Origin of the sequence: Neisseria sp. 27098_8_112 (assembly GCF_041433235.1) — a bacterium.
In the GTDB taxonomy this organism is placed as follows: Bacteria; Pseudomonadota; Gammaproteobacteria; order Burkholderiales; family Neisseriaceae; genus Neisseria.
The window spans coordinates 51,708-66,601 of record NZ_JAPWBB010000014.1 but is presented as its reverse complement, the minus strand read 5'-3'; the positions used below and the strand labels follow the sequence as shown (position 1 = coordinate 66,601).

General features: G+C 50.3%; 17 protein-coding genes. 2 read left to right on the top strand and 15 right to left on the bottom strand.

The window, feature by feature from the left end; all coding sequences use genetic code 11:
• Positions 1 to 133 precede the first annotated feature (133 nt).
• Positions 134 to 946, bottom strand: coding sequence for a cytochrome C assembly family protein (locus tag O3682_RS09560; protein ID WP_371509810.1), 813 nt, complete (start codon positions 944 to 946; stop codon positions 134 to 136).
• Positions 947 to 1,128: 182 nt separating this feature from the next.
• Here O3682_RS09560 and ffh point away from each other — a divergent pair, with 182 nt between their 5' ends.
• The gene (gene ffh, locus O3682_RS09555; protein ID WP_070583716.1) at positions 1,129 to 2,499 is read left to right on the top strand and encodes a signal recognition particle protein; all 1,371 of its coding nucleotides are present in this window, start codon (positions 1,129 to 1,131) and stop codon (positions 2,497 to 2,499) included.
• A gap of 102 nt (positions 2,500 to 2,601) precedes the next feature.
• Here ffh and O3682_RS09550 read toward each other — a convergent pair whose 3' ends face one another.
• From O3682_RS09550 to O3682_RS09485, 14 genes are all read right to left on the bottom strand, one after another.
• Entirely contained in the window at positions 2,602 to 2,901 is a 300-nt protein-coding gene (locus tag O3682_RS09550) for a hypothetical protein (RefSeq protein WP_083297171.1), read from the bottom strand.
• A gap of 139 nt (positions 2,902 to 3,040) precedes the next feature.
• Positions 3,041 to 3,736, bottom strand: coding sequence for a thiol:disulfide interchange protein DsbA/DsbL (locus tag O3682_RS09545; protein WP_070583720.1), 696 nt, complete (start codon positions 3,734 to 3,736; stop codon positions 3,041 to 3,043).
• A 170-nt stretch (positions 3,737 to 3,906) separates the two neighbouring features.
• On the bottom strand, positions 3,907 to 6,018 hold the full coding sequence (locus O3682_RS09540; RefSeq protein WP_371509807.1) for a TonB-dependent receptor: 2,112 nt from the start codon (positions 6,016 to 6,018) through the stop codon (positions 3,907 to 3,909).
• Between the two features lie 160 nt (positions 6,019 to 6,178).
• Positions 6,179 to 6,712, bottom strand: a complete 534-nt coding sequence (locus tag O3682_RS09535; RefSeq protein ID WP_371509805.1) for an alpha/beta hydrolase — start codon at positions 6,710 to 6,712, stop codon at positions 6,179 to 6,181.
• 10 nt (positions 6,713 to 6,722) lie between these two features.
• Positions 6,723 to 7,067, bottom strand: a complete 345-nt coding sequence (locus tag O3682_RS09530) for a hypothetical protein (RefSeq protein ID WP_371509804.1) — start codon at positions 7,065 to 7,067, stop codon at positions 6,723 to 6,725.
• On the bottom strand, positions 7,054 to 7,833 hold the full coding sequence (locus tag O3682_RS09525; protein ID WP_314593069.1) for an exodeoxyribonuclease III: 780 nt from the start codon (positions 7,831 to 7,833) through the stop codon (positions 7,054 to 7,056). Before O3682_RS09525 ends, O3682_RS09530 begins: the two co-directional genes overlap by 14 nt.
• 44 nt (positions 7,834 to 7,877) lie before the next feature.
• A complete protein-coding gene (gene argA, locus O3682_RS09520) occupies positions 7,878 to 9,191 on the bottom strand; it encodes an amino-acid N-acetyltransferase (protein ID WP_371509802.1) in 1,314 nt (437 codons plus the stop codon).
• Positions 9,188 to 9,583, bottom strand: coding sequence for an MJ0042-type zinc finger domain-containing protein (locus tag O3682_RS09515; RefSeq protein WP_036493714.1), 396 nt, complete (start codon positions 9,581 to 9,583; stop codon positions 9,188 to 9,190). Before O3682_RS09515 ends, argA begins: the two co-directional genes overlap by 4 nt.
• 99 nt (positions 9,584 to 9,682) lie before the next feature.
• The gene (gene pyrE, locus O3682_RS09510) at positions 9,683 to 10,324 is read right to left on the bottom strand and encodes an orotate phosphoribosyltransferase (RefSeq protein WP_003682682.1); all 642 of its coding nucleotides are present in this window, start codon (positions 10,322 to 10,324) and stop codon (positions 9,683 to 9,685) included.
• A gap of 170 nt (positions 10,325 to 10,494) precedes the next feature.
• Positions 10,495 to 10,965, bottom strand: coding sequence for a 23S rRNA (pseudouridine(1915)-N(3))-methyltransferase RlmH (gene rlmH / locus O3682_RS09505; protein ID WP_036493712.1), 471 nt, complete (start codon positions 10,963 to 10,965; stop codon positions 10,495 to 10,497).
• Positions 10,966 to 11,127: 162 nt separating this feature from the next.
• Positions 11,128 to 11,847: a UMP kinase gene (gene pyrH / locus O3682_RS09500; protein WP_003708812.1), complete on the bottom strand. Its 720-nt coding sequence runs from the start codon at positions 11,845 to 11,847 to the stop codon at positions 11,128 to 11,130.
• A gap of 219 nt (positions 11,848 to 12,066) precedes the next feature.
• On the bottom strand, positions 12,067 to 12,921 hold the full coding sequence (gene tsf, locus O3682_RS09495) for a translation elongation factor Ts (protein WP_371509800.1): 855 nt from the start codon (positions 12,919 to 12,921) through the stop codon (positions 12,067 to 12,069).
• Positions 12,922 to 13,044: 123 nt separating this feature from the next.
• On the bottom strand, positions 13,045 to 13,773 hold the full coding sequence (gene rpsB, locus O3682_RS09490) for a 30S ribosomal protein S2 (RefSeq protein WP_002230071.1): 729 nt from the start codon (positions 13,771 to 13,773) through the stop codon (positions 13,045 to 13,047).
• 177 nt (positions 13,774 to 13,950) lie between these two features.
• A complete protein-coding gene (locus tag O3682_RS09485; protein ID WP_371509799.1) occupies positions 13,951 to 14,193 on the bottom strand; it encodes a hypothetical protein in 243 nt (80 codons plus the stop codon).
• 78 nt (positions 14,194 to 14,271) lie between these two features.
• Between O3682_RS09485 and O3682_RS09480 the strand changes: the two genes are divergently transcribed.
• Positions 14,272 to 14,865: a 5-formyltetrahydrofolate cyclo-ligase gene (locus O3682_RS09480; protein ID WP_371509798.1), complete on the top strand. Its 594-nt coding sequence runs from the start codon at positions 14,272 to 14,274 to the stop codon at positions 14,863 to 14,865.
• Positions 14,866 to 14,894: the final 29 nt, after the last annotated feature.

Genomic DNA, 14,894 nt, shown 5'->3' with positions numbered 1-14,894 from the left:
CCCTGTTTTAACAGGGTTTTTATTTTTCTAAAAACACTCAAATCTCCCCTATTCGCTTCCAAAATCCAACCCGGTTCAATACTAAGGCCGTCTGAAATTTTGATTTCAGACGGCCTTTTTGTATGGTTTCTATTTATCCAATACGGTGCAGGATAATTTCTAAGACAAATTTACTGCCTATATAGGCAAAAATCAGACTGACAAATCCGACAATAGTCCAAACTGCGGCTTTTTTACCCCGCCATGCGGTCATGCTGTGTTTCAACAATAATGCGCCATAAATCAGCCACGACATAATACTGAAGATGGTTTTATGCGTGAAGGTCATGGGTTTGCCGAAAACGGCTTCGGCAAAAAACGTACCGCTGATAACTGAATAGGTCAATAAAACGAATCCTGCCCACATACCTTGGAACATGAGTTTCTCTAAACTCAATAAAGGTGGCAAGAAGCTGACCAATGCGGAAAAACGGCGTTTGTGCAAATTACGGTTGATTAAAAGGATTAGGATGGCAAATAAGGTAACGATGCCAAACAATCCGTATGCAAGCAATGATGATGCGATGTGCGACAGTGGCAATAAGTCTACAATTTGGCGACCTGAAAAATCCCCCGGGAAAAGGAAACCCAACAATAAGGTCAATGCGGCACAGGGATACAATAAGAGTTGCACTCCGCGCAGACAATAAAAGAAGCTGCCCAAGCAATACATCATCAGCATCAGCCAGACTATCAGACTGAGCGAATAACCAAAACCGGTAATCAATACCCTATCCTGCAATACAGGGAACATCAATGCTGCGCCATGTACCAATAATGCGCCGCTCAAAATCAGAAGCTCGGTTTTCAGCGGGTAAGACTTATTATTGTGCTTTTTATGTTGCAACCAGGAAAATGCGCCCAATCCGGCATACACCAGCATAAGGCAGATTAAGACAATCGGCATAAATATCTTTCTCAATAGAGGTGTGAACACTTGACGGACAGCCGGCAGGGTTTCAGACGGCCTTTGTGTACGTGTTTGTGTTCTTGAAGCATAACTTCGGACTATCGTGTAAAATAATCCGAATTTTATTTTAACAAAGAATGCCCTGTATTGGGCAGCTATTCTCATTATCAAGGATAAGTATGTTAGACAACCTGACCAACCGCTTCAGCAAGGTACTTAAAAATATTCGCGGCCAATCAACGCTGACCGAAGACAATATTAAAGAAGCCTTGCGCGAGGTTCGTCTTGCCCTGCTGGAAGCCGACGTTGCATTACCCGTCGTTAAAGAATTCGTCAACACAGTCAAAGAACAGGCCCTTGGCCAAGAAGTCGTCGGCAGCCTGACGCCTGACCAAGCCTTTATCGGCGTGGTCAACCAAGCCTTAGTCGAATTGATGGGCAAGGAAAACAAAACGCTGGATTTATCGGTTTCACCGCCTGCCATCGTTTTGATGGCCGGTTTGCAGGGTGCCGGTAAAACAACAACCGTCGGCAAACTCGCCCGCCTGCTGAAAAACGATCAGAAGAAAAAAGTCTTGGTGGTATCCGCCGACGTTTACCGCCCTGCCGCGATTGAACAGCTGCGCCTGTTGGCCGAACAGGTCGGCGTAGACTTTTTCCCATCCGACACCAACCAAAAACCGGTTGAGATTGCAACTACCGCCGTTGATTACGCTAAAAAACATTTTTACGATGTCTTGATGGTCGATACCGCTGGCCGCCTGGCAATCGATGAAGAGATGATGAACGAAATCAAAGCGCTTCATGCGGCGGTCAACCCGGTTGAAACTTTGTTCGTTATTGATGCCATGCTGGGTCAGGATGCGGTAAATACCGCTCAGGCATTTAATGAAGCCCTACCGCTGACCGGTGTCGTATTGACCAAGATGGACGGCGACTCGCGCGGCGGTGCGGCATTGTCCGTACGCCATGTAACCGGCAAACCGATTAAATTTATCGGTGTCGGCGAAAAAATCAACGGCCTCGAACCTTTCCACCCCGACCGTCTTGCCAGCCGTATCCTCGGCATGGGCGACGTATTGACCCTGATTGAAGACGTTCAAAAAGGTATTGATGAAGAAGCCGCCGCCAAAATGGCGAAAAAGCTGCAAAAAGGCAAAGGCTTCGACCTCAACGACTTTAAAGAGCAAATCCAACAGATGCGCAATATGGGCGGCTTGGAAAACCTAATGTCAAAAATGCCTGGCGAACTGGGTCAAATATCGAAAAAAATCCCCGAAGGAACGGCTGAAAAAGCGATGGGCAAAGTAGAAGCCATCATCAACTCGATGACTCCAAAAGAACGCGCCAACCCTGCCCTGCTCAAAGCCAGCCGCAAACGCCGTATTGCAATGGGCGCGGGTACGACCGTGCAGGAAGTGAACAAATTGCTCAAACAGTTTGAACAAATGCAACAAATGATGAAGATGTTCAGTGGCAACGGCTTGGGCAAACTGATGCGCTTGGCCAAAGGCATGAAGGGAATGAAAGGCATGTTCCCGGGTTTGTAAGCTAATTTGACCGAAAACGCCGTCTGAAAAGTTTCAGACGGCGTTTTTGTTTTTACTCTAGCAAGAATTACTATTCACATATAACTATGAAATCTATTCCTTTTAAGGATTTTCATAGCGTATCGTTGCCTCTTCCAACATTTCCCATTGGCCACCACTACCATGGTAGGTTTCGGCACCAAGCCTGAAAACGGCATTGCAGTGCGTACATTGAAAATAATGTACCACGAAATCGTTCCAACCATATATGTCACGATTACCCTGAGAATCAGTATGGGTAATGTAACCGCTATTGGCGATGGTTTTGGCAAAATCAAGGCTGGGACCATAAACTTTGTCGTAGGCTGGAGTAATATCGATAAGCGTGCCGTCTGCTAAACGATCAGAGGCTTGCAGTAACATTTGCGATAATTCTTTCGGAACCCTGATACGAACGGTAGGTCGCAGGTCAGAACAGTAATCACACATGGTTTGGATCTTTCAGCACAGTGAAAGAAAAAGAGATAAGGGACGCGAAACCTTTGCTCATTCAATCCTCAACTTATTGCGGCTTTTTCTGCTCTTCGCGTACTTTGTCCACCAACTGGTCAATCGTGGTCATGCCGGACTGCCAGTCTTTAAATTCGACTTGGTATTTGCCGCCGACGATCACAGTCGGCGTGCCGCTGATTTGGAATTTATTGGTCAATTCTTCCATTTGAGCCGCACGCGCTTGGCTTTCGGGCGCTTCAAATGCAGCCAATACTTTTTTGCCGTCAAACGCTGTTTGCTCGGACAACCATTTTTTCAGGGTATCGGTATCGGCCAAGTTGATTTTTTGGTTAACCATCGCATCGAAAATATGGCTGTTGGCTTTATCTGATTCTCCGGCCATTTCCACTGCGGCCGCCAAACGTGCCAAAGGTTTCATTTCATCACCCCACACGACATGCTCCCGGCGTATATAGGTATCGTCTTTAAACGTTTTGATGTGCTCGCTCAAAACCGGCTCAAGATGGGCGCAATGCGGGCAGAAGTAGCCGAAGAATTCCAATACTTCGATTTTGCCGGCCTGCTGTTGAGGAATCGGATTGGACAATACGGTGTAATTGACACCTTCGGTCAATGCGGCAGGGGCTGCCGGAGCGGATGTGTTGCTTTGGGCGCTGTCTGCCGGAACGCTGGTTTCCGCCTGTTTGCTGCAAGCGGCCAATGCCAACAGGGTTAATGAGGTCAAGGCTAAGGTTTTCAGTTTCATAGGTATCTCTTTACATTCAAATCAATGGGCGGATTTTATGGCATTTTGTTGGAGGTGTGTTCGATTTGAGTGAAAAAATGTGTTTAGTTTTATTTCAACCTTTATAAAAGGCCGTCTGAAATATGGCTTAGATCATAGCCTTATTTTCAGACGGCCTTTGCCTGATTTCATCAGAAACGGTAATTTACCCGGGCAGTATAGCCGCGCGGATTACCCGGCATGGCATCCGAACGCCAATATTTTTGATTGAGCAGATTGGCCGCGGCAAAGGTAACGTTAACATTCTTATGGTTCCAACCGAGCATGGCATCAACTCGGGCAAAGCCTGGAAGTGTGGTCACTTCTTTGTTTCTTGAGTCGTAACCGTAGCGTTTTCCCGTACCGGTTACGCCGATTTCGCCGTAGAGGTTTTCGGTTGGTGTGTAACGGAAAAACAGGTTGCCGGTAACGTTGCTGGTGTTATTCAAATGGATGCCCACTCGGTCAGGATTTTCTTTGTCTTCAACGACTTTCGCCTGCATCACGCCCAACGAACCGCGCAGGTAGAGTTTTTTGGGGATGATTTGCCCGATGGCGGACAATTCCACGCCGCGCGAACGATATTTACCGCCGACTGCCCAAGTGTAGGGATCATTTTGCGCGTCGGGGCGGTAGCGGATATTGAAGCGTTCGATTTGGTAGGCGGACAATGTAGTGCTGAGGCGGTCGTCCAGCCAACTGCTTTTAACGCCGGTTTCGTATTGGCGGGTGTACTCGGGGTCGGCGTTGAACACGGCAGAAGACGACGTATCGATACTCAAATAGCCGCCGCGTCCGCCATAAGGCGCGAAGCCTTTGTTATACGAGGCGTAAAGTGTGTGAACGGGGTTGATGTTCCACACTGCGCCGATGTTGGGGCTGAACGAGTGGCCGCTGTACTGGCGGCTGCTGCCGGTAAGTTTGTTTTCGGAATTAAAGGTGTATTTGTCGTAACGGCCGCCGAGGACGAATTTCAAATCGGGCGTGGCGGAGAAGATGTTTTGCACGAAGATGCCGTAGGAATCGGCTTTGTGGCGGTTTTGGGTGAGGACGGGTTGCAGCCTGCCCGAAGCCGGCCAGCTCGCGCGGTCGTAGGGGTTGATGGAGACGGAAAAGGCGCGGCTGTAACCCAAGGTCGGGTTGCGGTGTTCGCGGCTGTAATCCATGCCTACAGTCAGGTGGTTTTCAAAACGGCCGATGTTGTAGTCGCCGTTGAGCGTGAAGTTGGACGACAGGGTTTTGTTGTCAGTCTGCTGCCAAGCATAGTTACGTTTGATTAAGTTGCCATTTTCGCTGCCTGCATAAAAATGGTCGAAATCCTGCGCCGCCGTGCGGTGGGCGAGCTGCCATTGGGCGCGCCATTTGTCGTTGAAGGCGTATTCAAGGTCGGAACGCCAAACTTGCAGCTTGTCTTTGACAAAATCGTTCGGGTGGGCAAAACCCATGCGGTAAGGCAGTCCGAAGCGGTCGTACACGGACTTGGTCGGGCTGCGGTCGGGCGTGCGCTCCACATTGTCGTAGGTATATTGCCCCGTCCATTTCAAGCCGTTGTCGAGTTTGACGGTAATGCTGGGCGAAACCATGACGTTTTTGCTGTCTATGCCGCTGCGGAACGAATTGGCGCGCCCGACTTCGCCGGTGAGGCGGATGGCGACGTTTTTGTTCAGCACTTCGTTGATGTCCATATTCAGGCTGCGGTTTGCCCACGAGCCGTAAACCGCACCGATGTTGCGGCTTTGTTTGAAGTTGGCGTATTTGCTGACCATGTTGATGACGCCGCCGCCGTTGGTGCGACCGTAAAGCACGGAAGACGGGCCTTTCAGGATTTCGACGCGCTCGATGTTGGCGGTGCTGCGGCGCACTTGTCCGCTTTCGCGCACGCCGTCGCGGTAAATATCGGATGCGTCGGCTTGGAAGCCACGCAGGAAAATGCTTTCGCCACGCATATCGTAGGCAGCATCAATGCCGGCATTGCCTTCGAGGATAGAACTCAAATCGTTCGTGCCGTAGTTTTTGTTTTTCTGGATATTGAGCGTATCGACAGTTTGCGGCGTTTCCTTAATGAGCTGTCCGTTGCGGGTAACGGCGGCTTCGTCGTAGTTGATGTAGCCTTTGAGTACGCTGGTATCGGACTGTCCGACCACGGAAACGGTGGGTAGCGTGGCGGTGTAATGTTCACCATTATCCTGCGTATCGGCGGCTGCGACAGGGAAGGAAGCAATAATCAGCGTGGGTAATAAAGCCAAATGAAATGGTATTTGCATTTTTATACTCAATTTAACAAAACAACCGAATTATATTGCCTCATAAAAGAAATGAGAATAGTTTCTTTTAATTATATTTAACATGATATTTGCAAACAAAGGCCGTCTGAAATACATATCGGTTTCAGACGGCCTTTGTTTATTAATAGACACTTCTAAACTATTTGCTCAACAGCATTTCCTGCATCAACTTCATGCCCCATTGCCAGCCGCTGAGTGCGCCGTTTAACCGGCCGGAATGCGGCGATTGAAGCAGGCGTGCATGCCAGCGGTTGGCCTGTTCTTGCGCCCAATCGCGTGGCGTGCCGTTTGTTTCAGCGATAACCAGCGCTGTACGGCAAGGGCAGCGGACACGCTGGAACGTATGGATTTCGTCCTCGGGAAAAGCTTCTGGACGAGGCGAGACCAAAATAATATTGGTCAGGCGTTTTTGTGTCATGATATCGGCTTGGTACAGCCATGCCAAAAATGCGGACACGCCGGCACCATGAGCCACGACGGCAATATTTCTGCTGACAATATAGTCGAAGGCCGTCTGAATGGCATGTTGCCATTCGGAAATAGTTTGCTGACTATCGGCTTTGGCGGTTTGAACAATCGGATAGCTGACCGTCCAGCGGTCTATCCACATTTCCGCTTCATCTGCATCGCGTATCAGAAACAGTGCCATTTCTTCGAGTTCGAAGCTCTGCATTTCAGACGGCCTATTTGAGCAAGTCGTTGAGTGTAAATGCAATCAGCAATGCGGCTGGCACGCTGAGGATGGCACAAGTCGCCAGGCAAAGTACGATGTTGGCAACCATCCGCCAGCCCTTCCAAGCAAAGCATTTGGCCGCAATCAGCAGGCAAGGCAGTGAAAACAGCAGCCACACCAACGCCCACGTCGGATTGGCCTTGGTCGGTGCAACCCAGCCGGACATCCGCGCCAGCATAAACACCGCCCACACCAGCATAGGCAATACAAATGCCGCCACGACCCACGCCGCGCCTACGCCGGTTTTGCCGTTTATATTCCAATCATATTTACCAAAAACCTTATTCGGCAACATAGTCATACTCCACAACTAAAGGGGCGTGATCCGAGAATTTTTCATCTTTATAAACATGTGCGGAAACCGCTTTGGCGGCCAACTCCGGCGTAACCATCTGATAATCGATACGCCACCCGACATCTTTCGCATACGCTTGTCCGCGGTTGCTCCACCAGGTATAGCCCGGTACATCGGGATAAAGTGTGCGCCACATATCCGTCCAACCGAGCTTGTGGATGACTTTGCCTATCCATTCGCGCTCTTCAGGCAAGAAGCCTGAGTTTTTCTGATTGCCCTTCCAATTTTTCAAGTCGATGTTTTGGTGGGCGATGTTCCAGTCACCGCAGACGACAATGTCGCATCCTTCATTTTTCATGGCTTCGAGCATGGGATAGAACGCGTCCAAAAAGCGGTATTTCACTTGTTGGCGCTCTTCCGCGCTGCTGCCGCTGGGCAGATACAGCGAAATTACCGACAACTTGCCGAAATCGCAACGGACAAAACGGCCTTCTCTGTCAAATTCTTCAATGCCCATGCCGATTTGCACATTGTCGGGTTTGCGTTTGCTGTACACCGCCACGCCGCTGTAACCGCGCTTTTCGGCGCAATGCCAGTAGCCGTGCATACCGTGCGGATTCTTCATATCGTCTGACAGGTCAGCCTCTTGAGCTTTCAGTTCCTGCACGCAGACAATGTCCGCGCCTGATGCGGCGATGTATTCATAAAAACCTTTTTTATAGGCGGAGCGGATACCGTTGACGTTGGCAGAGATGATTTTCAACATAAGATTTGAGTGATTTTTAAAAACGGATAATAGGATTGAGGTTTTCAGACGGCCTGCAAGTCATAAACAAATACTTTGGAATTGCGGCCGTTGGCATTGTATTCCTGCCGGCGTTCGGCAGGCAGGTCATCGGCTGAGGCCGTCTGAAAGCCCCGTTCGACAAACCATTCGCCCGTATGCGTGGATAAGGCGAAGAGCGTTTTAATATTTAAGGCGCGTGCTTTTTGAAACAGATGTTCCAACAGCAATTCGCCGTAGCCGCCATCACGCGCTTCGGGCGACACCACCAGGCAGGCCAATTCACCGCAGTCCGGTTCGGCAAAAGTTTTCAGCGCCACGCAACCGTAAATGTTTTGATCGTGTTCCAATACGGAAAAACTGGAAATATGGTTTTCCAAATACTCGCGGCTACGGTGTAACAAGATGCCTTGTTCCGCCAACGGACGGATTAAGGCGATGATGTGCGGAATGTCGTCGCTGCGTGCCTGACGGATGGAAACAAACGGCTCACGGGCAATAGATGTACCACTGCCCTCGCGGGTAAACAGCTCGCGCAGCAGGCTGCCGTCTTCACGGCCGTTGAGAATCTGCACCCGCGATACGCCGTTTTCCAACGCGCCTACCGCCGCATGCAGCAAATCGGCCGGCGCATCGGGATTGTCGTGTATCAGTTCCTGCACTTCGCCGACAGACAAAGTATTGGCCAACGAGCCGTCGGCACGACGAATACCGGCTTCTTCGGTCAAGAAAACTAGTTTCTCCGCCTGCAAAGCCATGGCCACTTCCTGCGCTGTTTCGCACATACTCAGATTGAAGGTTTTGCCGCTGTACGAATGCCCTAAAGGGCTGATCAGCACCACCGCGCCGCCATCCAAGCGCAAACGGATTTCTTCCGCGTCGATTTTGCGGACGGTACCGGTATAGCCCATGTCCACGCCGTCGATAACGCCCAACGGACGGGCGGTAATAAAGTTGCCGCACGCGATAACCGGCGGCTTGCTCCGTTGTTGTACAGATACGCTGCTAAACAAGGCGGCTTCGATATCGCTGCGGATAATCCCCGCCACCTGCTTCACTTCCATCAGGGTCGCTTCATCGGTAATCCGTCGGCTGCCGCTGTATTTCGGAACAAAATTCCGACCCGAAGCCAATTTGTCGAGCAAATGCCGCGAACCGTGCACCAAGACCAAACGCAAGCCCAAGCTGGCCAACAGGTTCAAATCTGCGGCCAAACGAATCAAGGTTTCGCCTTCTAACAAGCTGTCGGTCACGCTGACCACCATGGTTTTGCCGCGCAAATATTGTATATAGGGCGCGGCCTCGCGAAAGCTGGCGACAAAATGGGCGATGGCACTCATAGCAGGGCAAGATAAAAGAGTTGCATAATCAAAACCGTCAGCGCAATCAGCGATGCCAACGTCCAGTTGAAACCGTCCTTGCGCGTTTTGACCGCCACCTGCTCTTCCGCCTTAGGCTCTTCCTTGAGCGCGCTGTTGAGCAAATCAGAAATTTCTTTGCGCGAGAGTTTGGAATGCTTGAGGATTTGCGCGCCGATGTTATGCACGAGGCGCACATCCGTTACCGCTACAGGCAGATGGGCCGGATCGGCCGGTAGGTTGCCCGACAGATAATCCTTGGCCTTAAACATCCCCGAACAACGCGTGCAGACCACAAAACCCTGCGCCACGTTCAACTGGGCATCTTTCACCCAATGCGGTGTTTTACAATGAGGACAAGAACAAGCAGGCATGAGTATTTTCCGTAAGTGTATTGAATCAAAAATATATTTTAGCTAATGTTTCAGGCCGTCTGAAAAATGTTTCAGACGACCTGAGCATGATGTTATGGTTTAAACCGCGCCGTAACGTTCGCGATAGGCTTTGACCGGCTCGAAGAAGCCGCCAAATTCGGCATTGTTTTGCAAGAGCGTGAACAAGTCGTTCAAGTTGGCAATCGAAACCACCGGCAGACCGTATTGTTTTTCGACTTCCTGCACCGCCGACAATTCGCCCGTGCCTTTTTCCATGCGGTCGAGCGCAATAGCCACTGCGGCAGGCGTTGCGCCTTCGGCCTCAATCAGTTTGACCGACTCGCGCACGGATGTACCGGCGGAAATCACATCATCGATAATCAGCACGCGGCCTTTCAAAGGCGCGCCCACCAACACGCCGCCCTCGCCGTGGTCTTTGGCTTCTTTGCGGTTGTAGGCAAACGGTACGTTTACGCCTTTTTCCGCCAACATCATCGCTGTTGCCGCCGCCAAAATAATGCCTTTATAGGCTGGGCCGAACAGCATATCGAACTTCACGCCGCTGGCAATAATGGCTTCGGCATAAAACTTCGCCAGTTGCAAAGTCGATGCGCCGTCATTGAACAAACCGGCATTGAAAAAATAAGGCGACTGACGGCCGGCCTTGGTCGTAAATTCGCCGAATTTCAACACGTTTTGTGCCAAAGCGAATTTGAGGAAGTCTTGACGGAAATCGGACATTTGGGTTCTCCCGAAAGATGTTGATTTATCAAAGAAACGATTATAAAGGATTCATGCGGAAAAATCAGGCCGTCTGAAAGCAGGTTCAGCCTCGCTTTAAACCGACTTGCCTTATTCCCTTTCAAACTGACAAGGCGGCATTGCCTTCTTATCCCTGCACTCAAAGCGGATTATTCCCGATGATACGGATGGTTGTGCAAAATCGAAACGGCGCGATAAAGCTGCTCGGTCAGCAAAACGCGCACCATGCCGTGCGGCAAAGTCAGGCTGGAAAGGCGCATCATCATGTTTGCCTGCTGTTTCAATCGGTCGGTCATGCCGTCTGCGCCGCCGATAATAAAGCAGACGTGTTCGCCGTTTTGCTGCCAGCTTTTCAAATGTTGCGCCAATTCGACCGAAGTCGGCGCTTTGCCGCGTTCGTCCAATACCACCAAAAATGCGCCCTGCGGTATGGCTTCCAACAGGCGTTTTTCTTCAGCCGCCATGCCCTGAGCCGCATTCACACCCGCGCCGCGTTTTTCGGGCTTGATTTCTTTCAACGCATAATTGACATCGCGCCCGAAGCGTTTGGCGTACTCGCCGACGGCTTCATCCACCCAACGCGGCATTTTCGTGCCGACAGCCAAGACGGTGATATTCATGGGGTATCCTTTTGTTATCGAATTGTCGGTTGGATATTATGGTCAATCAAGCCCTTAACCTTTTCAAACCATGAGCCAATGCCCACGCAACCGACTGAAAATAAAAGGCCGTCTGAAAGCCGAATATATCCCGTTCGGCTGTTTCAGACGGCCTTTCAATGATTAGCAGTGAACCAGTGTACCTTCGTTTTCGCCGGTTACTACGCGTTTGAGCGAGCCTTCTTTAGCGATACCGAATACTACGATATTGAGCTTGCGTTCGCGGCAGAGTGCGAAGGCGGTGGCATCCATCACTTTGAGGTTTTTCAACAAGGCTTCGTCAAAAGTAATGGTTTCATAGCGTGTTGCTGATGGGTCTTTTTTCGGGTCTGCGGTGTACACGCCGTCCACGTTGGTGGCTTTGAGCATCACGTCGCAGTTCATTTCCGCACCGCGCAATGCGGCGGCAGTGTCGGTCGTGAAGAACGGATTGCCGGTACCGGCGGCAAAAATCACGACTTTGCCTTCTTCCAAATATTGAATGGCTTTAGGACGGGCGTAAGTTTCAGCGATTTGCTGCATAGACAGTGCGGATTGTACGCGCGCTTTGATGCCCAAAGTTTCAAATGCGTCTTTGAGTGCCAACGCGTTCATGACGGTCGCCATCATACCCATGTAGTCGGCAGTGGCGCGGTCCATGCTGCCTGCTTGTGCAGATACGCCGCGGAAAATGTTACCGCCGCCGACAACGATACCGACTTGCACGCCCATTCTCACGATTTCGGCAATTTCGCCGACAGTTTGAACGATGGTATCGTGATTGATGCCGAATGGATCAGAGCCCATCAGGGATTCGCCGGAGAGTTTCAGTAATACACGTTTGTATTTGATTTGCTGTGTCATGGGATACCTTGCTTTCTTTAATGTCGTCGGTCGGAGTTTGGGCCGTCTGAATTTCAAACGGTCGGAATTACAATGATATGGTGTGTCGTTCTATTATTGTTTTGGTTTTCAGACGGCCTTTATATTCGGTCGTCTTAAAATAGGTACCGTAAACGGTTTTCTCAAAAAAAAGCACCCTGATTCGTTTGGAATCTAGGTGCTTTCTTTTTCATAAGTGCCTTACACTTTAGCAGCGGCAGCAACTTCGGCTGCGTAGTCAACAACGGCTTTCTCGATACCGTCGCCTACTTTGTAGCGTACGAAGCTGATCACTTCAGTGCCGTTTTCTTTAGCGAATTGGGCAACAGTTTGGTCAGGGTTCATCACGAATGCTTGGCCGTTCAGAGTGATTTCAGCCAAGAATTTGCGGATACGGCCTTCAACCATTTTAGCGGCGATGTCGGCAGGTTTGCCGGAAGCGATAGCTTGTTCGGTGTAGATGTGGCGTTCTTTTTCAACGGTTTCAGCATCTACTTCGGCTTCGCTTACGCATTGTGGTTTAGCGGCAACGATGTGCATACCGATTTTGCGTGCTACGTCTTCAGAGCCTTTATACTCAACCAATACGCCTTCGGTAGCCAAAGCACCGTGGATGTAGGCAACCAGTTGGTTGGCAGTGTCAATCACTTGGAAGCGGCGAACAGACATATTCTCGCCCAATTTAGCGATGATGTCTTTACGTTCTGCTTCAACCAGTTCGCTCAGTTCTTCAACAGAAGCCGGTTTTTTCTCGGCAGCAGTTTTAGCAACGAAGTTGGCAAATTCTACGAAGCCGGCGTCTTTAGCAACGAAGTCGGTTTCGCAGTTTACTTCAACCAATGCGCCGACATTGCCGTTGATCGCGTAAGCCAATACGCCTTCGGCAGCAGTACGGCCAGCCAGTTTACCGGCTTTCGCACCAGATTTAATACGCAGGATTTCTTCGGCTTTGTCGAAGTTGCCTTCAGCTTCAACCAAGGCTTTTTTGCATTCCATCATGCCCAGGCCGGTAGCGGCGCGCAGGTCGGCAACCATTTTTGCAGTAATTTCTGCCATTTTGAATCTCCTAGATTTTTGGGAACACGGCCATTGCCGTGTTTGGAAATAGTGGCCGTCTGAAACTGATTTCAGAACGGGATTTGAGAAAAGGGGCATAACGCCCCTCTTCTGTGTACCGAATTACTCGGCAGCAGCTTCTTGGGCAGCGGCTACAGTTTCTTGCAGCGCTTGGTTTTTGCCTTCCAAAACTGCGTCAGCGATGCCACGGCAGTACAGGCGGATAGCTTTAGCGGAGTCATCGTTACCAGGGATAACGTATTTCACGCCGTCAGGGCTGTTGTTGGTATCGACTACGGCGATAACAGGGATGCCCAATTTTTCAGCCTCAACCAGAGTACCTTTTTGGTAGCCGGTATCGATAACGAAAATCGCGTCAGGCAGGCCTTTCATGTTTTTGATACCGCCCAAAGAACGTTCCAGTTTTTCAACGTCGCGTTGCATTTCCAGAATTTCTTTTTTGTTGAAACCGCCTTCAGCAGCGTTTTCCAGAGCAGCAGTTTTTTCTTCCAGGCGTTTGATGGATTGCTTAACGGTTTTGTAGTTAGTCAGCATACCACCCAACCAGCGGTAATCAACGAAAGGCATACCGGCACGGGTAGCTTCTTCGCGGATGATGTCGCGGGCTTGGCGTTTGGTACCTACGAACAATACTGTACCTTTGTTGGCAACCAGACGACGTACGGCTTCTTGCGCCTCTTGGAACATCGGCAGGGTTTTTTCCAAGTTTACGATATGGATTTTGTTGCGCGCACCGAAAATGTATTGAGCCATTTTCGGGTTCCAGAAACGGGTTTGGTGACCGAAGTGAACACCGGCTTCAATCATCTGACGCATAGTAATTTGAGACATGTTATTTCCTTGAAAGGGTTAAAGAGCACACATTCAATCGCATAGAACTTGATAGGCGGCGCCTATTGTCAAGCACCCTTCGGCGAAAGTGGGCATAAGTTTTAAAAAATAAAAGAGTGTTTCCGAAATGGAAAACTGACGGATTATAGCGAATAAGAGGCCGTCTGAAAAGGGATTTTATACCTTTCCGTCCTGTTTTTCATCCGCCTGTGCCGCCTTTTGTCGAGCCGCTTCAAACTCCGCCTGCTCCTGCCGTTTCATCAGGCGGTTGCGGCGGCGGATGGTCACGACGAAGACCGTGAACACAGTGGGCAACACTGCCCAAAAAAACAAATAAATCAACGCGCGCGCAATACTCGGCTGCGCGGCGGAAAACATCACGGCAACAAAAAGATAGCCGATGGCGACAATATGCCACATCGTGTGCGTCCTGTTTGAATGTTAACAAAATCGTTATAATCGCAACATTCTACCGCAATCCCGAAAGGCCGTCTGAAAATGAGGAATCCCGAAAAATCGGCATTACGCAAACAGTTCCGCCGCGCACGCGCCCAAATGAGTGCAGACGAGCGAAACGCCGCCACCGAAACCATCAACCGCCTGCTCAAGCCCTACATCAAAAAAGGACGGAAAATCGGCGTGTATTGGCCGATGGGCAAGGAATTGCGATTGGACGGCTTTGTCCGTGCCGCACAAAAACGCGGCGCAAAACTCTACCTGCCCTATATCGAACCGAACACACGGCGGATGTGGTTCACCCCCTACCCTGCCGACGACACCAAACAAGAACGCAAACGCGGCCGCGCCAAATTGCATATCCCCCAATTCACCGGCAAGAAAATCCGCGTCCACCAACTCAGCCTATTGCTGGTCCCCATCGTCGGCATCGACAAACGCGGCTACCGCCTCGGACAGGCCGGCGGCTATTACGATGCCACCCTCTCCGCCACGAAATACCGCCTGCAAACCCAAACCCTGGGCGTAGGCTTCGGCTGCCAACTGACCGACACACTGCCGACCGAACCCCACGACATCCCCCTAAACGGCTTTGCCTCCGAGCTTGGCGTATTGAAATTCAGACGGCATCGATAGGAAAATTATCGGTTTATTGAAATGATTAA